The following is a 17,536-nucleotide window of genomic DNA, read 5'->3' as shown; positions in this document are numbered from 1 at the left end:
AGCAAACGCATAAGGCGGACTTATGCACCGGGCCTCCAATGGCTCGATCCATAGCCCGGCCTTATGGGACCATGCCCAACCCGTCTTTGACCCGCTCGCCGGTCATGTGCAGCCTGACCGATGGGGCGGAGCCGCGTCCGCCCGCATGTGGGAGAGGTCGATGAGGGTTATCGTGCTGGGCGGCGGGTTGATGGGATCGGCCGCCGCCTTTTTCCTGGCCCGGCGCGGCCTACGCGTCACGCTGCTGGAACGCAACCGCGTCGGCACGGGCGCCACCGTCGCGTCCTTCGGCAACATCCGCCGCAGCGGCCGGTATCTGCCGCAACTGCCGCTCGCCCATCGGTCGCGGGCGCTGTGGGGCGAGGCGGAGCAACTGCTGGGCCGCGACGTGGAGTTTCGTGCCACCGGCCACCTGCGGCTGGTGTTCGACGAGGACGGGCTGGCCGACATGCGCCGCTACATCGCCGACGCCCGGCCATGGGGTCTGGAACTCGACGAGCTGACGCCGCCGGAGATCCGCCGCCGCTTCCCGGGGCTGGGGCCGGGTGCCATCGCCGCTTCGTTCTCGCCGCAGGACGGCAGCGGCAATCCGCGCCTGATCGCCCCTGCCTTCGCCGACGCCGCCCGCCGACTGGGCGCCGAGATCGTCGAGGAGTGCGGTCCGGTGGAGGTATCAGCGACGGGTTCGGGATTCGAAGCGGTGACGCGGCAGGGCCGCTTCACCGCCGACTGCCTGCTGAACGCGGCCGGCGCCTGGGGCGCGCGCGTCGCCGCCGGCTTCGGCGAGCCTGTGCCGATGTCGGCATACGGGCCGCAGATGGGTGTCACCGAACCGCTGCCGCACAGGATCCTGCCGGTGGTCGGCATGTGGTCGCGGGCGGGCGGGGACGGCTATCTCCGTCAGGTCGAACGCGGCAACATCGTCTTCGGTGGCGCGGCGGAGCGTGTGCCGGTGCCGCTCGACCCGGGCCACGCCAAGGCGGACCCGGCGCGGCTGCCCGGACAATTGCGCGGCTTGGTCCGGCTGCTGCCGGCGATCGCCGATGTCACGGTGATCCGCACCTGGTCGGGCTGCGAAGGCTATGTTGCCGACAAGCTGCCGGTCATGGGGCCGTCGGCGACGACGCCGGGACTGTTCCACGCCTTCGGCTTCAGCGGCCACGGCTTCCAGCTCGGTCCCGGCGTCGGCGACGTGATGGCGGAGATCATCGCCACCGGGCGCACCGATACGCCGCTGCAGGATTTCCGCATCGACCGTTTCCAGACCGCCGGCCAGCCGGTGAGCCTGGAAGCGGGACAGTCCTGACCGGGAGCCGATCCGGCCCGCGCTTCAGCGCGCGGGCCGCAGGGCTTCGGACCGGGTGGTGAACCGGCCGGCCAAGGGGACCACCAGCGCCGAGGCGGCGATGACGAAGGCTCCGGCCAGGCTGGCCGGCGACGGAAACAGGCCGAAGATCGCCGCATCGAGGATCAGCGCCCACAGCATGGCGGTGTAGTCGAACGGCGCCTGGGTCGACACCGGCGCCCGGGCCATCGCCTCGGTCATGGTGATGTGCGCCAGGCCGCCGGTGACGCCTGCGCCGACGAGGAAAGCCAGCGAATGGGCCGTTGGGGTGCTCCAGCCGAACGGCAGGCTAGCCAGTCCGCCGAGCGCGCAGAGGAGGGCGAAGTAGAAGGCGATGGTCCCCGGCGCTTCGGTCGCGGTCAGCGTCTTGATCTCGACCCGCCCGGCGGCGGTCGCGACGGCCATGGACAGCCCGGCCGCCACCCCGATGATGGTGTTCCGATCCAGCGTAGGCCCTTCGAAGGCGGGGGCGAGCATCAGGACCACCCCGGCAAAGCCGGTCAGCGCCGCCCCGATGGCGACGGCACCCGGCCGCTCCCGCAGGAACAGCATGGCGGCCGGCACCGCGAACAGCGGAGCAAGGAAGCCCAGCGCCGTCGCCAGCGCCAGCGGCAGATAGGCCAGCGAAATGAAGGAGAGCACCATCGCCGCGCCGCCATAGAGGTTGCGCTTCAGATGCCCCACCGGCTGCCGTGTCTTCAGGGCCGAAGGGAATTGCCGGCGCCACATCAGATAGGCGACGATCGGCGGCAGGGCGAAAGCGCTGCGGTAGAAGACGATCTGTCCGATCGGCGCCTCGACGGTGGCCAGCCGGACGAACAGCGACATCACCACGAACAGCCCGGCCGACACCAGCCGAAGCAGCACGCCGCTGCGGATTCCGGAGGGGGTTGGTTCGGGCGGTGATTCTGGCAGAGGTTCGGGCGGAGACACGGACTGGGGGCCGGCGGAGGGTTCCGGCGTCTGTCCCGGCATGATCGGCGCATCCTTTTTGTGAAGCCGGTGGTGGCTCAGCCCAGGGCCTGGGTGGCGAGTGCGAAGGTGATGGGCCGGTCCGGCCCGCGCGTCGCCGGATCGGTCAGCGGCGCGCCCAGCGACATCGTCAGAACCGTGTCGTGAATCTTCATACCCGACCGCGCGACGAACAGCGGGAAGATGCCTTCGTCCAGATGGGTGTCCAGACGCAGGAAACGGCCGTCATGCTCGTCGACATGAGGCTGGACCACGGCGACCGCATCCTCGTCCAGCCCGGCGACAACCGGACCGACGACATGGCCGCGGCCGAAGGGACGGCAGAGGGCGAAGGCCGCCAGCCTGCCTTCGCGCTCCAGCCCATAGCCGGCCGACTGCTCGAACAGCCGCGCGATAAGGCCGGCGCGCGAGGTTCCGAAGGCGCGCTCGTCCAGGGCCGTCACCGCCGCCAGATCCGCCGCCGTCAGCCGCCGTACCGGCTCCGCGGAGGCGGGCCGATCGCCGCCCCGCGCCTCGCCCTGGCATTGGAACACGGTCCGATGGCCGATGAAGCCGAGCGAACGGTACAGCGCCAGCGCGGCACGGGTGGCGTTGAGCCGGTAGGTCCGCCCGGCCGAGGCCGACAACACCCGCTTCATCAGCCATTCGCCGACCCCCAGCGATTGCAGCCGGGGCGAGGTCATGACCATGCCGATGGTCGCGAAGTCGTCGCCATGGGGAAACCACATCGCCGATGCCAGGACGCGGTCGATCTCGTCGAGGGCGACGACGCCGTGACCGACCTCGCGCGCGAACTGCCAATCCTCCGCACGGTGCGGCCAGCCCACCGAAATCGACAGCGCCTGCAAGCGCTCAAGGTCGATGTCGGCGACGTCGGCCATGCGCACGTCGAAGGCGTCGACCGTCAGGGAGGGCGGTAACGCACCGTCCCCCGGTCCATCCGCAAGCCCGCGTTCGCTCAAAGCTGCCTCCTCCCCGGAGTTTCCATAGCGTGAGGCGGTGCGCCTTTTGGTCAACCGACATGCCTTAGCCACCCACCGTCGCCTGAGACTACCGGGGGACCCACCGCACAATTCACCGCAAAGCACCGGCTCGGCACAACAATCCTCCAAATCACCCATGCATTCAGCATGGAATGGAGCGCCCGCCCGCTAAGATCATCACTGTCGCAGCCGCCAAGGCCGCCACCCCTCTCCGCACATCGCAGCGAACCCGAAAAGACTCCCCGCGCCCATGGCGCGCAGCATGGGACAAGGTGAGGCCGCCATGACCGTGATCGACATCCTCAAGGACCTGATCGCCTTTCCCTCCGTCGTCGGAACCCCCAACGGCGCCATCGTCGACGGGATTCGCGGCATTCTGGAAGGTGCCGGGGTGCGCGTCCGGGTTCTGCCGGGGCCGGAGGGCGACCGGTACAACCTGTTCGCCACCATCGGTCCGGCGATGGTTCCGGGCTATGTGCTGTCCGGTCACATGGACGTGGTTCCCGCCACCGAACCCGAATGGACCAGCGATCCGTTCCGGATGCGCGCCGACGGCGACCGGCTCTTTGGGCGCGGCACCTCCGACATGAAGGGCTTCATCGCGGCGGCGCTGGCGGCATTGCCGGCCCTGACCGCCGCCCCGCTGGCCCGGCCGATCCATCTGGCCTTCACCTATGACGAGGAGGCCGGCTGCCAGGGCGCGCCGCATCTTCTGCCGCATCTGCCCGACCTGTGCGCGCCGCCGCTGGGCGTCATCGTCGGGGAGCCGAGCGGCCTGCGCGCCGTCCGCGCCCACAAGGGCAAGGCGGCGGCCCGGCTGACCGTGCGCGGACGCTCCGGCCATTCCTCCCGCCCCGACCAGGGGCTGAACGCCATCCATGCCATGGCGGACGCTCTGACCGCCGCCGTTGCCCAGGCCGACCGCCTGACCCAGGGGCCCCTGGATTCGGTCTTCGAGCCGCCTTATTCCTCGCTGCAGGTCGGCACCATCCAGGGCGGGCTTGCGGTGAACATCATTCCCGATGCCTGCACCGCGGAGTTCGAAGCCCGCGCCATCGCCGGCATCGACCCCGTCACCCTGCTGGAGCCGGTGCGCGAGGCGGCAGAGCGGCTGGAGGAGCGCGGCTTCGCCGTCGACTGGACACAAACCGGCGCCTATCCCGCCCTGTTCCTTGCCGCCCGCTCGCCGCTGGCCCGACTGCTGGAGGAGTTGACCGGGCAGGAACCGCTGGCCGCCGTCAGCTATGGCACCGAGGCCGGCCTGTACCAGACCGCCGGGATCGACGCGATCATCTGCGGCCCCGGCGACATCGCGCGGGCGCACCGTCCCAACGAACACATCCTGGTCGAGGAACTGAACGCCTGCCAGTCGATGATCGAGGCGCTGGGCCAGCGCTGCCGCCTCTGACCTCAGCCCGCGCCGGCCGCGCATCGCCAAAGAGACGCCCCCAAGGAATACCGATGACCTTTCTGTTCAATTCCGATGCGGTGCGGGGCGCCATCTTCGCGGAGGCTTTCGCCCGCGAGCTGCCCGACCTGCCCTTCTCGATGGATCCGGCCGGCGTCGATCCCGACGCGGTGCGCTATCTCATCACCTGGACAATCCCGGACAACCTCCCCCGCTACCGCAATCTGGAGATCGTCTTCTCGATCGGGGCCGGAGTCGACCAGTTCGCCATGGCCAGCCTGCCCCCATCCGTGAAGGTGGTGCGCATGGTGGAGGACGGCATCGTCCGCATGATGCAGGAATACGCCACGCTGGCCGTGCTGACCCTGCATCGCCAGATGCCGGCCTACCGCGCCCAGCAGGCAGCCTGCGTCTGGCGCCCCCTGCCCCAGCCGCAGGCGGCGCAACGCAGGGTCGGCGTGCTGGGGCTTGGCGTGCTGGGTCAGGCGGTGCTGGAGCGGCTGAAGCCCTTCGGTTTCCCACTGGCGGGCTGGAGCCGCTCGCCGCGCGACCTGGACGGCGTGACCTGCCATCACGGCGCGGACGGCCTCGACGCGATGCTGGCCGAGACCGACATCCTGATCGTCCTGCTGCCGCTGACCCCGGACACCCGCGGGTTCCTCGATGCGACTCTGTTGGCCAAGCTGCCCAGAGGCGCGGCGCTGGTCCACACCGGACGCGGGCCGCAGTTGAACCATGCGGCGCTGCTGGATGCGCTCGACAGCGGCCAACTATCCGGCGCGGTGGTCGACGTGACGGATCCGGAGCCGCTGCCGTCCGACCATCCCTTCTGGACCCACCCGAACATCATGCTGACCCCGCACATCGCCAGCATCACCCAGCCGGACGGTGCCGCGCGTGCGGTCATCGGCAACCTTCGCCGGCATTTCGCCGGGCAGGACCCGGTCGGACTGGTCGACCGCCAACGCGGCTATTGACGCCGGCGTCCCTTTCTTTCCCTGCGGCACAGCCGCTCACCAACAAGGATTCTCTTATGTCGCTGCTGAAAACCATCGATACCGCCCCGACCTTCGCCCCGCGTGAATCGACCCCGGTGCCGGAGCGGCTGATCGCCGGATCGCCGGCCTTCAAGACCTGGGCGCAGGACGCGGCCAAGGACGACACCGTCAAGACCGGCGTCTGGGAAGCAACGCCGGGCGAAACCCGGTCGATCAAGGGCGAGACCTTCGAGTTCTGCCACATCCTGTCGGGCGTCGTCGAAATCACTCCGGATGACGGGGAGCCGGTGGTCTACCGGGCGGGCGACAGCTTCGTGATGAAGCCGGGCTTTACCGGCGTGTGGAAGACCATCGAGACGGTCCGCAAGATCTACGTCACCATCAGCTGAGGGTGCGTCATGAGCCTGTCCTTCGACCCGGACCGCCTGCCGCTGCCCATCGGCCACTTCATCGGTGACCGTCTGATCCCGGCGGAGGACGGGCTGCCCATGCACCGCCCGTCGGATGGCCGGGCCTATGCCGACTGCCCGGTGGCCTCATCCGACCTTGTCGATGAGGCGGTCGCCACGGCGCACGCCGCCCTGAAGTCCAGCAACTGGGGCGGCGTGCGCCCGCGAGACCGCACCGCCGTGCTGCAGCGCTGGGCCGCCCTGATCGAGGAGGAGGCGGAGACCCTGGCGAAGGTGGAGGCCCTGTCCTCCACCCGTCCGGTCGGGCAGCTGGTCGCCGGCGACGTCGCTGTGACGGCGGAGCAGATCCGCTTCTTCGCCGAGTTCGCCGACAAGGAGGGCGGCGACCTCGCCCCCACCGACGACGGCAGTTTCGGCATGGTGATGACGGAGCCCTACGGCGTCGTCGGCGCCATTACACCATGGAACTTCCCGCTGTCGATGGCGGGCTGGAAGCTTGGCCCGGCACTGGCCGCCGGCAACGCGGTGGTGCTGAAGCCGTCGGAGATGACGCCCTTCTCCACCGTCCTGCTGGCGCAGCTGGCGGTGAAGGCGGGGGTTCCCGCCGGGCTGATCAACATCGTCCAGGGTGACGGCCCGACCACCGGCGCCGCCATCACCCGCCATCCCGGCATCGCCAAGGTCAGCTTCACCGGATCGACGGCGGCGGGGTCGGCGATCATGGCCGACATCGCCCGCACCGGCGTCAAGCCGATGACGCTGGAGTTGGGCGGCAAGAGCCCGCAGATCGTCTTCGCCGACGCCGATCTGGAGAAGGCTGCCGCCGCCATCGCCACCAGCGTGCTGTCGAATGCCGGACAGGCCTGCGTCGCCGGTTCGCGCCTGCTGGTCGAGGCGAGCGTGGCCGAACCGTTGATCGACATGATCCTGGGCCACATGCGCGCCGTCCGCCCCGGTCCGACCTGGGACGAGAAGACGCGCTATTCCCCCATCATCTCCGAACGCCAACGCGCCCGCATCCATTCCATCGTCACCGCCTCGCTGACCGGTTCGGTGGAGTGCCTGACCGGCGGCGGCCCGATGGACGGCGACGGCTATTTCTACGCGCCGACCCTGCTGGCCGGTGTCGATCAAAGCTCCCCCGCCGTTATGGAAGAGATCTTCGGCCCGGTCCTGACCGTGCAGAGCTTCGACAGCGAGGAGGAGGCAATGGCGATGGCCGACCATCCCATCTACGGGCTGGCCGCCGGGCTCTACACCCGCGACCTGTCGCGCGCCATCCGCCTGACCCGGCGGCTCCAGGCCGGCACAGTGTGGGTCAACCGCTATGGCCGCTCGCGCGACCACATCCTGCCGACCGGCGGCTACAAGCGCTCCGGCATCGGCAAGGACCTGGGCCGCGAGGCCTATCTCGCCAACCGCCGCAGCAAAAGCGTGCTGATCGGCCTTTAAGGGACGTTCGATGAAAACCCACAACATCGCGATCATCAAGGGCGACGGCATCGGGCATCCCGTGGTCGATGCCGCCTGGGAAGTCCTGCAGGCCGCGGCGAAGCAATCCGGCTTCGCGCTGACCGGCACCGAGATGCCGTGGTCCTGCTCCCATTACAAGGAAACCGGCGTCATGATGCCCGCCGACGGCATCGACACGCTGCGCAAATACGACGCCATCCTGCTGGGTGCCGTCGGCTGGCCGGCGGAAGTGCCGGACGCGGTGTCGCTGCATGGACTGCTGCTGCCCATCCGCAAGGCGTTCGACCAGTATGCCAACGTCCGCCCGCACCGGCTGCTGCCGGGGGTGGAGGGGCCGCTGCGGCGCGGCGGCTTCGACATCATGTGCATCCGCGAGAACACGGAAGGCGAATATGCCGGCGCCGGCGGCCGCATCCATCAGGGAACGCCGCATGAGGTGGCGGTGGAGACCGGCGTCTTCACCCGCATGGGGGTTGAGCGGATCCTGCGCTTCGCCTTCGCCCAGGCGCGCGCCCGGCGCGGCAAGCTGGCCTCCGTCACCAAGTCGAATGCCCAGAAATATTCGATGGTGTTCTGGGATGAGATCACCCGCCAGCTGGCCGCCGAGCATCCGGACGTCGAGGTCACCAGCTACCATGTCGACGCCATGGCGGCGCGCATGGTGACGGCGCCGGAAAGCCTGGACGTCGTCGTCGCCTCCAACCTGTTCGGCGACATCCTCACCGATCTGGGCGCGGCGATCCAAGGCGGGCTGGGCTTCGCCGCCTCGGCCAACCTGAACCCCGACCGCAAGGCGCCGTCGATGTTCGAACCGGTGCACGGCTCGGCGCCCGACATCGCCCATCTCGGCATCGCCAACCCGATCGCCGCCATCTGGTCGGGCGCGATGATGCTGGAGCATCTGGGGGAAAAGGCCGCCGCCGACCGCGTGATGGCGGCGCTGGGCGACACCACCAGCCGCGGCATCGGCACGGTTCCCGGCAAGGACAGGACGGACGCGATCACCGCCGCCGTGCTGTCGGCTCTGTCGTGATGCCGGTCCTTTCAAGAATACCCGCAGCGGAAAAAACACGATGATGACTCATCACCTGACCGACCCCTCATTGTTCCGCGAACAGGGGCTGATCGGCGGGCGCTGGTGCGACGGGGTGGCCGGACGGACCATCGATGTCCAGAACCCGGCGACCGGCCGCCCCCTCGGCAGCGTTCCCGACATGGACGGCGCCGACGCCCGCGATGCCATCGCCGCGGCGGCCGAGGCCTACCCGGCCTGGCGCCGGCGCACCCATGCCGACCGTGCCGCGCTGCTGGAGCGCTGGCACGCGCTGATGATCGAGCATCTGGAGGATCTGGCCCGCCTCCTGACATTGGAGCAGGGCAAGCCGCTGGACGAGGCGCGGGGCGAGATCCGCTATGGCGCCTCCTTCGTCAAATGGTTCGCCGAGGAGGCGCGGCGCATCGGCGGCACCACAATCCCCTCCCCCACCCCGGACCGCCGCATCGTCGTGCTGAAGGAGCCGGTCGGCGTCTGCGGCATCATCACGCCGTGGAACTTCCCCAACGCCATGATCACCCGCAAGGTGGCCCCGGCCCTGGCCGCCGGCTGCACCGTCGTGATCAAGCCGTCGGACTTCACGCCATACTCGGCGCTGGCGCTCGGCGTGCTGGCCGAACGGGCGGGCATCCCAGCCGGCGTCATCAACATCCTGACCGGCCGCCCGGAAGCCATCGGCGAGGAAATCCTGGCGAACGATACTGTCCGCAAGATTTCCTTCACCGGCTCCACCCGCGTCGGCTCCCTGCTGATGCGCGGGGCCGCCGCCGGCATCAAGCGGCTGAGCCTGGAGTTGGGCGGCAATGCGCCCTTCATCGTGTTCGACGACGCCGATCTGGATCAGGCGGTGGAAGGCGTCCTCCTGTCCAAGTTCCGCAACGGCGGGCAGACCTGCGTCTGCGCCAACCGCATCCTGGTGCAGGCGGGCGTCTATGACGCGTTCCGCGACCGTCTGGTCGCCCGCGTCAACGCCATGCGGGTAGGATCGGGGCTGGAACCGGGCGTCGCCATCGGCCCGATGATCAACGCCGCCGCCGTCGAAAAGATCGAGCGCCACGTCGCCGACGCGGTGTCCAAGGGCGCGCGCATCGCGTCCGCCGCCGATGTCGCTGCGGATGGTCCGCAATATGTCGCGCCGGTGGTGCTGACCGACGCCACCACCGACATGCTGCTCGCCCATGAGGAAACCTTCGGCCCGGTGGCACCGCTGTTCCGCTTCGAGACGGAGGAGGAGGCCATCGCGCTCGCCAACGCCACGCCCTTCGGGCTGGCCGCCTATTTCTACACGCAGAACCTCGCGCGGTCCTGGCGGGTGGGCGAAGCGCTGGAAGCCGGCATGGTCGGGCTGAACACCGGCCTGATCTCCACCGAGGTCGCTCCCTTCGGCGGCGTCAAACAGTCCGGCCTCGGCCGCGAAGGGGCGCAGGTGGGGATCGAGGAGTATCTGGAGATGAAGACCTTCCACATCGGCGGATTGGGCTGAGGCACGGGGACAGCAAAAAGCCCGGCGGGAGCGAAGCACTCCCGCCGGGCTTCTTGTTTTCCGAACGTCACTGAATCCGGTCGAGAGCCTTGTAGTACAGCCCCACCAGCGGCAGGAACCAGGGCTTGCCGAAATGGCCGGGTACCGCGGGCCAGGACAGGCCCTTCAGCGGGTTCTTGTCCTCCCGCCCCAGGATCGCGTCGGCCATGGTCATGCCGAGATGGGTGGACAGCTGCGCCCCATGGCCGGAATAGCCCATGGCGTACCACAGTCCGTCGTGATAGCCGGCGCGCGGGTAGCGGTCGCTGGTCATGTCCACCAGCCCGCCCCAGCAGTAATCGATGTCGATGTTGGCGATCTGCGGGAAGATCCGCGCCAAGCTCGCGCGCAGGATCGCCCCGCTCTTGGCGTCGGACTGCTGGTCAGAGCTTGCCGAGAAGCGCGCCCGGCCGCCGAAGATCAGCCGCCGGTCGGGCGACAGGCGGAAGTAGTTGCCGATGTTCATCGACGTGACGTAGGTGCGGTTGCCCGGCACCACCGACGCGACCTCACCGTCGCTCAGCGGCCGGGTGGCAATGATGAAGCTGCCGACCGAGATGATGCGGCGGCGGAAATGGCTGAAATTCGGCGTGGTGTAGGCGCCGGTCGCCACCAGCACGTCTTTGGCTGTCACTGTTCCGCGTGGGGTGGACAGCGTGTGGCGGTCGCCCGAGCGGGTGATGGCGCCGACCGGCGCGTTCTCGACCAGCACCGCGCCGTGCCGCTTTGCGGCGTCCGCCAGCCCGACGACGAAGCGGCCCATATGCATCATGGCGCTCTTGCGCGACAGCATCGCCCCGTAAAACGGCGAGCCCACCTCCCCCTTCAGATCCTCGGCGTTCAGCAACGCGGTGTCGGGATCGACCTCGCGGTGCACGACCTCGAAGTTGCGGGCGATGGTGTCGAAATGCGCCGGCTTAGAGGCCAGCTTCAACTTGCCGGCATGGCGGAAATCGCATTCGATCCCCTCCTCGGCGATCAGCGCCTCCAGCGTGTCGATGGACTGGTCGAAGGCGCGGTAGAGCGCGATGGCGCGCTCCGTTCCCAACGCGGCCTTGGCGGCGATGAAGCTGTGCGCCAGACCGTTGTTGAGGTGCCCGCCGTTGCGCCCGGACGCCCCACCGCCGATGCGGCCGGCCTCCAGCACGATCACCCGCGCGCCGGCCTTGGCCAGCTGGCGGGCGGCACCCAGGCCGGTGAACCCCCCTCCGACGATGGCGACGTCATACTGGCCCTCTGCGGCGCCCTCTGCCCCGCCCGTGAAGGCGGGAGCGGTGTCGTGCCAGTAGGAGACGAATTTCATGACCTGGGTCCTTCCCGTTGCAGCCTGAACCTTGAGACGCGTCCCTTACAGCCCGATCACGCCGGGCAAGCCGGAGATGTCGCGGATCTCGGTATAGCCGTAATAGGGGTTGGCCGGTTCGTGGCCGCGGTTGACCCACACCTTGTTGCGGATCCCCAGGTCGTGCGCCGACATCAGGTCGTAGCGGAAGGAGGAGGAGCAGTGCAGGATGTCCTCCGGCCCGCAGCCGAGCATGTCGAACATGTATTCGAACGCCTGGAAGCGCGGCTTGTAAGCCTGCGCCTGTTCGGCGGTGTAGACGGCGTGGAAGGGCGCGCCCAGCTTCGCCACGTTCGACGGGATCTGGTCGTTCATGGCGTTGGACAGGATGACCAGCGGGATTTCCTTGGCGACCTTCGCCAGCCCGGCCGGCACGTCGGCATGCGGACCCCAGGTCGGAACCCGCTCATAGACCATGCGCGCATCCTCGTCGCGGAAGACGACGTTGTTGCGCTTGCAGGTGCGCTCCAGCGAATTGTGCACGACCTCGGCATAGGGCTTCCAGTCACCCATGATCTCATCGAGGCGGTAGGCGGCGAAGTTCTTGATGAACTCCGTCATCCGCGCCTCGTCGAGGATCGACCCGTACAGATCGCGCGCGGCTTCGGCCATCTGAAAGTTGATCAGCGTGCCGTGGCAATCGAAGGTGACGTATTTCGGCCGAAACTGGCTCATGGCTGCTTCCTCGGGATGGGGCGGTGGGGGAATGGATTGGGGCGCGATCTCGCCCTGCCCCATGATCCTAGCGTCGCCGCGAAGTCGGGCCTGACCGAATTGCCCGGCGCGAAAGCACAAAGTTCCGTTTCCGCGACGACGCTCAGCATTAGGTTGGGAGCGGAACGGCGCTCGCGCCCCCAGAGCTGGGTCGGAACCGGGTCCAGGCGCTCCGCCACGGCATAAGATGCGGCCGGCCGCCGAAGCAAAGGTGGAAGATATCGCGGCGGGCGTCGCCTTCAGACGAACGTCCGGGGGCGGTACGCCCACTCTTGAGGCAGAGGGTGAAAGGACTGCCCATGAGCAAGAATACGGTTTCCAAAAGAACGGTTCGCTGTCTGGCCTTCGAACCGAAGCATCTCAAGGATGCGCTGGCATTGTCGCGGCAGGCGCAATGGCCGCACCGTCTGGAGGACTGGTCCCTGACCCTCGCGCTCAGCCGGGGGCTTGTCGCCGTGGATGCCGGGGCGCCGGAGGGTGCGCAGGTGGTCGGCACCGTGCTGATGACCCCCTATGGCGAGGATGCCGCCACCATCAACATGGTCATCGTCGATGAAGGCTGGCGCGGGCAGGGCCTTGGCCGCCGCCTGATGGACGAGGCCATGGATCTCGCGGGAGACCGCCCCCTGCGCCTCGTCGCCACCACCGACGGGCTGCCGCTCTACGAAAAACTGGGCTTCCGCGAGGTCGGCGCCGTTCTTCAGCACCAGGGGGAAGGCGGCTCGGCGCAGTTTGCCAAGGAAGATGTCGCACCCGCCGGCAGGGATGACCGCACCGCCATCGCCGCCCTCGACCGGCAGGCTTTCGGCGCCGACCGCAGCCAACTGCTGGAGCGTTTCGCCGACGTCGGATCCTTCACGCTGCTGCGCCGCAACGGCGCCCCCGTGGGATTTGCGGCGCTGCGCGACTTCGGCCGCGGCCAGGTCATCGGCCCGGTGGTGGCGCCCGACGCAGACGGCGCCAAGGCCCTGATCGGCCCGATCATCGCTGCAAATTCCGGCAAATTCCTGCGGGTGGACACCACCGCCGACACCGGCCTCGGCCCTTGGCTGGCCGACTGCGGCCTGCGCCATGTCGGCGGCGGCATCGCCATGCGCCGCCCCGCTCCCACGGCATCGGCGCCTGTGTCGACGCCCGCATCGGCAGCCCCCGTTTCGACTTTCGCGCTCGCCAGCCAGGCACTCGGCTGATCCGGAGAGGACCATGCTCAGCAATTCCCTGATCGAACTCGACCGTGCCCATCTGGTGCATCCCGTCGCGTCATACCGCGGCCATGAAAAGGCCGGCGTCCGGGTGATCGCCTCCGGCTCCGGGGCGACCCTCACCGACACGTCCGGCCATCGGCTGGTGGACGGCTTCGCCGGACTGTGGTGCGTCAATGCCGGCTACGGGCAGAAGAGCCTCGTCGAGGCCGCCACCCGCCAGATGCAGGAACTGCCCTACGCCACCGGCTATTTCGGGCTTGGCAGCGAACCGGCGATCCGGCTGGCGGCGGCGCTGGCCGAACGCGCCCCCGGCGACCTGAATCACGTCTTCTTCACGCTCGGCGGGTCGGACGCGGTGGACAGCACCATCCGCTTCATCCGCTATTACTGGCAGGCCAAGGGCCAGCCGCAGCGCGACCAGTTCATCTCGATCGAGCAGGGCTATCACGGCTCCTCCACCGTCGGCGCCGGGCTGACCGCCCTGCCCGCCTTCCATGCCGGCTTCGGCGTGCCGTTCGACTGGCAGCACAAGATTCCGTCGCACTACGCCTACCGCAATCCGGTCGGCGACGATGCCGACGCGATCATCGCCGCCTCGCTCGCCGCACTCGACGCCAAGATCGCCGAGATCGGCGGGCCGGAGCGGGTCGCCGCATTCTATGCCGAACCGATCCAGGGATCCGGCGGCGTCCTGGTTCCGCCCGACGGCTGGATGAAGGCGATGAGCGACCGCTGCCGCAGCCTGGGCATCCTGTTCGTCGCCGACGAGGTCATCACCGGCTTCGGCCGCACCGGCCCGCTGTTCGCCTGCACCGACGACGGCGTGGTCCCCGACCTGATGACCACGGCGAAGGGCCTGACCTCCGGTTACGTACCGATGGGCGCCGTCTTCCTGTCGGACTCGGTTTATGCCACCATCGCCGATGCCGCCGGCACCGCCGCGGTCGGCCATGGCTACACCTACTCCGCCCACCCCGTGAGCGCCGCGGTGGGACTGGAGGCGCTGCGGCTGTACGAGGACAGCCTGCTGGCGAACGGCGTGAAGGCCGGCGCCCGGCTGATGGCCGGACTGCATGCCCTGCGCGACCACCCGCTGGTCGGCGATGTGCGCGGGCGCGGCATGCTGGCCGCCATCGAACTGGTGGTGGACAAGGACCGCAAGACCCCGCTGCCGGCCGCCGCCGAGCCGTCCCGGCGGATTTTCGACCGGGCCTGGGACAACGGGCTGGTCATCCGTGCCTTCGCGAACGGCGTCCTGGGCTATGCCCCGCCACTCTGCTGCACCGATGCCGACATCGACGCGATCCTGGAGCGCACGGCCCAAACGCTCGACCAGACACTGGAAGACCCCGACGTCCGCCGGGCGATGCGATAGGCGAAAAAGGGGGGCGTCCGCGCAAGAATCCGTGAACACCCCCGTATCCAGCATTTTCTGCCGTCCGGCAGCGATATTCAGAGACAGGCGTCAAGCCCTTAGACCACACTGGATGGGACAGAAGACCGGAACTCTGGACCATCTCCAGAGGGGCCACGTCCACAGATACCCCGGCGGCTGATTCCGCCGAACCTGAAACGCCCCGCCGAACCGGAACGGTTCCCACGCGGTCCTTGATGAGGAGTTGGTGCGTTGCCCAAGAGTCTGCTGAATTTCAAATATCTTACCTTCGACGTCGTCGGCACGCTGATCGACTTCGAAGCCGGCATCACCGGATGCCTGACCGAAATCGCGGCGGAGGCCGGAACCACGGTGGACGGCGAGGCGGCGCTGGCTCTCTATCGCGAAGCGCGCTATACCGACGCCACCGGCCTGTTCCCCGACGATCTGGTGCGGGTCTATTCGGTCATCGCGCCGAAGCTGGGACTTCCCGCCGGCACGCAGTACGGTGAACGGCTGCGCGATTCCGCGGCGTCCTGGGCCGGTTTCCCCGACAGCCGGGACGCCATGGCCCGTCTGGCCAAGCGGTACAAGCTGATCGCGATGACCAATGCGCGGCGCTGGGCCTTCACACATTTCTCCCGCGAGCTGGGCGACCCGTTCTATGCCGGCTTCACCGCCGACGACACCGGCGTCGAGAAGCCGAACCCTGCCTTCTTCCAGCAGGTGTTCGATTTCGTCGAGCGCGACGGCGGCAGCAAGGACGACATCCTGCACGTCGCCCAGAGCCAGTACCATGACATCGGGGTTTCGCGCCGCCTCGGCATGACCAATTGCTGGATCCAGCGGCGGCATGCGCAGAAGGGCTATGGCGGCACCATCGAGCCCGCCGAATTCACCGAACCGGATTTCCATTTCCGCTCGATGGCGGAACTGGCCGATGCGGTCGACGTGGTCGCCGCTGCGCCGAAGACGGTCTCCGCGTAACCGGACCAAACCGGAGCGCGCCAAAAAATAAGAAACAGACAACACACGAACAGAGTGAGGCTAGCATGACAAAGACGCCTGATAGCTGGACCCGGATCGACGACAGCATGGTCGAAGGCGCCATCCGGCGCGGGGCCAACCGCCGCGATCTGCTCAAGATGCTGTTGGCGGGGGGCGTGTCGCTCACCGCCGCCAACTTCCTTGTGGGCCGCGCCAACGCCGCGGTCGCCGACGAACCGGTGAAGGGCGGTACGCTGAAGGCCGCCGGCTGGTCGTCATCCACCGCCGACACGCTCGACCCGGCGAAGGCGTCGCTGTCGACCGACTATGTCCGCTGCTGTGCCTTCTACAACCGCCTGACCTTCCTCGACAAGGCGGGCATCCCGCAGATGGAGCTGGCCCAGTCGGTCGATACCGAAGACGCCAAGACCTGGACGATCAAGCTGCGCAAGGGCGTGACCTTCCACGACGGCAAGTCGCTGACCGCCGAGGACGTGGTGTTCTCGATGAAGCGTCATCTCGATCCGGCCGTCGGTTCGAAGGTCGCGAAGATCGCCGCCCAGATGACCGACATCAAGGCGGTGGACAAGAGCACCGTCGCCATCATCTTGGCCACGCCGAACGCCGACCTTCCGACCATCCTGGCCATGCATCACTTCATGATCGTGGCAGACGGCACCACCGATTTCTCAAAGGGCAACGGCACCGGCGCCTTCATCTGCAAGAGCTTCGAGCCGGGTGTCCGGTCCATCGGCGTGCGCAACCCGAACTACTGGAAGGGCGGCCCGCACGTCGATTCCTTCGAGTTCTTTGCGATCAGCGACGACAATGCCCGCGTCAACGCACTGCTGTCCGGTGACATCCACCTCGCCGCCTCGATCAACCCGCGCTCCACGCGGCTTGTCGATGGGCAGCAGGGCTTCGTCCTGTCAAAGACGACGTCCGGCAACTACACCGACCTGAACATCCGGCTGGACATGGAGCCGGGCAGCCGCAAGGATTTCGTGGACGGGATGAAATATCTCGTCAACCGCGAGCAGATCGTCAAATCCGCCCTGCGCGGTTTCGGCGAGGTCGGCAACGATCAGCCGGTGTCCCCGTCCAGCCCCTTCCACAACGCCGCGCTGAAGCCCAAGTCCTTCGATCCGGAACGGGCGAAATCCCTGTTCAAGAAGGCGGGCGTGCTGGGGCAGTCCATCCCGGTGATCACGTCGGATGCCGCCTCGTCCGCCGTCGACATGGCGATGGTGATCCAGGCGTCCGGCGCCGATATCGGCATGAAGCTCGACGTCCAGCGTGTTCCGTCCGACGGGTATTGGAGCAATTACTGGCTGAAGGCGCCGATCCATTTCGGCAACATCAATCCGCGCCCGACGCCGGACATCCTCTTCTCCCTGCTCTACGCCTCCGAAGCCCCTTGGAACGAGAGCAAGTACAAGTCCGAGAAGTTCGACAAGATGATGATCGAGGCGCGCGGCACGCTCGCCTGGGCCAAGCGCAAGGAACTGTACGACCAGATGCAGGTGATGATCTCCGAAGAGGCCGGCACCATCATCCCCGCCTACATCTCCAACGTGGACGCCATCACCGACAAGCTGAAGGGACTGGCCCCCAACCCTCTGGGCGGCATGATGGGCTACGCGTTTGCCGAATATGTCTGGCTGGCCGCCTGAAACAGTGGATCGGCGGGACCGGACGGGCGACGGCCCGGCCGTCCCGGCCCGCCGTGGCCCCTCTCGTCGCCGCCC

At 68.2% G+C, this 17,536-nt stretch carries 15 protein-coding genes; 11 read left to right on the top strand and 4 right to left on the bottom strand.

Annotation, left to right across the window (positions count from 1 at the left end; genetic code table 11):
- Positions 1 to 160 precede the first annotated feature (160 nt).
- Positions 161 to 1,306, top strand: a complete 1,146-nt coding sequence (locus tag FZ938_RS15205) for an NAD(P)/FAD-dependent oxidoreductase (protein ID WP_149199310.1) — start codon at positions 161 to 163, stop codon at positions 1,304 to 1,306.
- A gap of 24 nt (positions 1,307 to 1,330) precedes the next feature.
- Here the strand turns inward: FZ938_RS15205 and FZ938_RS15200 are convergent, their stop codons facing one another.
- On the bottom strand, positions 1,331 to 2,212 hold the full coding sequence (locus FZ938_RS15200; RefSeq protein WP_246457249.1) for a DMT family transporter: 882 nt from the start codon (positions 2,210 to 2,212) through the stop codon (positions 1,331 to 1,333).
- Between the two features lie 143 nt (positions 2,213 to 2,355).
- Positions 2,356 to 3,279 (bottom strand): GNAT family N-acetyltransferase, encoded by a 924-nt coding sequence (locus FZ938_RS15195; protein ID WP_174757005.1) that lies wholly within the window; start codon positions 3,277 to 3,279, stop codon positions 2,356 to 2,358.
- A 304-nt stretch (positions 3,280 to 3,583) separates the two neighbouring features.
- On the opposite strand from FZ938_RS15195, the gene argE reads away from it, so the two are divergent.
- From argE to FZ938_RS15165, 6 genes are read left to right on the top strand one after another with little or no spacing between them, the layout of a single operon-like run.
- Entirely contained in the window at positions 3,584 to 4,708 is a 1,125-nt protein-coding gene (argE, locus tag FZ938_RS15190) for an acetylornithine deacetylase (RefSeq protein ID WP_149199308.1), read from the top strand.
- 53 nt (positions 4,709 to 4,761) lie between these two features.
- On the top strand, positions 4,762 to 5,685 hold the full coding sequence (locus FZ938_RS15185) for a 2-hydroxyacid dehydrogenase (protein ID WP_149199307.1): 924 nt from the start codon (positions 4,762 to 4,764) through the stop codon (positions 5,683 to 5,685).
- Positions 5,686 to 5,741: 56 nt separating this feature from the next.
- Complete coding sequence (locus tag FZ938_RS15180; RefSeq protein ID WP_149199306.1) at positions 5,742 to 6,095, top strand: cupin domain-containing protein; 354 nt, start codon at positions 5,742 to 5,744, stop codon at positions 6,093 to 6,095.
- A gap of 9 nt (positions 6,096 to 6,104) precedes the next feature.
- The gene (locus tag FZ938_RS15175) at positions 6,105 to 7,568 is read left to right on the top strand and encodes an aldehyde dehydrogenase family protein (RefSeq protein WP_149199305.1); all 1,464 of its coding nucleotides are present in this window, start codon (positions 6,105 to 6,107) and stop codon (positions 7,566 to 7,568) included.
- 10 nt (positions 7,569 to 7,578) lie between these two features.
- Positions 7,579 to 8,622 (top strand): tartrate dehydrogenase, encoded by a 1,044-nt coding sequence (locus tag FZ938_RS15170; RefSeq protein WP_149199304.1) that lies wholly within the window; start codon positions 7,579 to 7,581, stop codon positions 8,620 to 8,622.
- 43 nt (positions 8,623 to 8,665) lie between these two features.
- Positions 8,666 to 10,126, top strand: coding sequence for an NAD-dependent succinate-semialdehyde dehydrogenase (locus tag FZ938_RS15165; RefSeq protein WP_149199385.1), 1,461 nt, complete (start codon positions 8,666 to 8,668; stop codon positions 10,124 to 10,126).
- Positions 10,127 to 10,193: 67 nt separating this feature from the next.
- On the opposite strand, the gene FZ938_RS15160 is transcribed toward FZ938_RS15165, so the two are convergent.
- Both FZ938_RS15160 and FZ938_RS15155 read right to left on the bottom strand, forming a co-directional pair.
- Positions 10,194 to 11,468, bottom strand: coding sequence for an NAD(P)/FAD-dependent oxidoreductase (locus FZ938_RS15160; protein ID WP_149199303.1), 1,275 nt, complete (start codon positions 11,466 to 11,468; stop codon positions 10,194 to 10,196).
- A 45-nt stretch (positions 11,469 to 11,513) separates the two neighbouring features.
- A complete protein-coding gene (locus tag FZ938_RS15155; protein ID WP_149199302.1) occupies positions 11,514 to 12,182 on the bottom strand; it encodes a haloacid dehalogenase type II in 669 nt (222 codons plus the stop codon).
- A gap of 338 nt (positions 12,183 to 12,520) precedes the next feature.
- Here FZ938_RS15155 and FZ938_RS15150 point away from each other — a divergent pair, with 338 nt between their 5' ends.
- From FZ938_RS15150 to FZ938_RS15135, 4 genes are all read left to right on the top strand, one after another.
- Positions 12,521 to 13,411 (top strand): GNAT family N-acetyltransferase, encoded by an 891-nt coding sequence (locus FZ938_RS15150; protein ID WP_149199301.1) that lies wholly within the window; start codon positions 12,521 to 12,523, stop codon positions 13,409 to 13,411.
- Positions 13,412 to 13,424: 13 nt separating this feature from the next.
- Positions 13,425 to 14,801, top strand: coding sequence for an aspartate aminotransferase family protein (locus FZ938_RS15145; RefSeq protein ID WP_149199300.1), 1,377 nt, complete (start codon positions 13,425 to 13,427; stop codon positions 14,799 to 14,801).
- A 252-nt stretch (positions 14,802 to 15,053) separates the two neighbouring features.
- Complete coding sequence (locus tag FZ938_RS15140; protein WP_149199299.1) at positions 15,054 to 15,788, top strand: HAD-IA family hydrolase; 735 nt, start codon at positions 15,054 to 15,056, stop codon at positions 15,786 to 15,788.
- A gap of 65 nt (positions 15,789 to 15,853) precedes the next feature.
- Positions 15,854 to 17,461, top strand: coding sequence for an ABC transporter substrate-binding protein (locus FZ938_RS15135; RefSeq protein WP_149199298.1), 1,608 nt, complete (start codon positions 15,854 to 15,856; stop codon positions 17,459 to 17,461).
- Positions 17,462 to 17,536: the final 75 nt, after the last annotated feature.

The organism is Azospirillum oryzae (assembly GCF_008364795.1).
Classification (GTDB): domain Bacteria; phylum Pseudomonadota; class Alphaproteobacteria; order Azospirillales; family Azospirillaceae; genus Azospirillum; species Azospirillum oryzae.
This window is presented reverse-complemented; position numbering and strand designations above follow the sequence as displayed.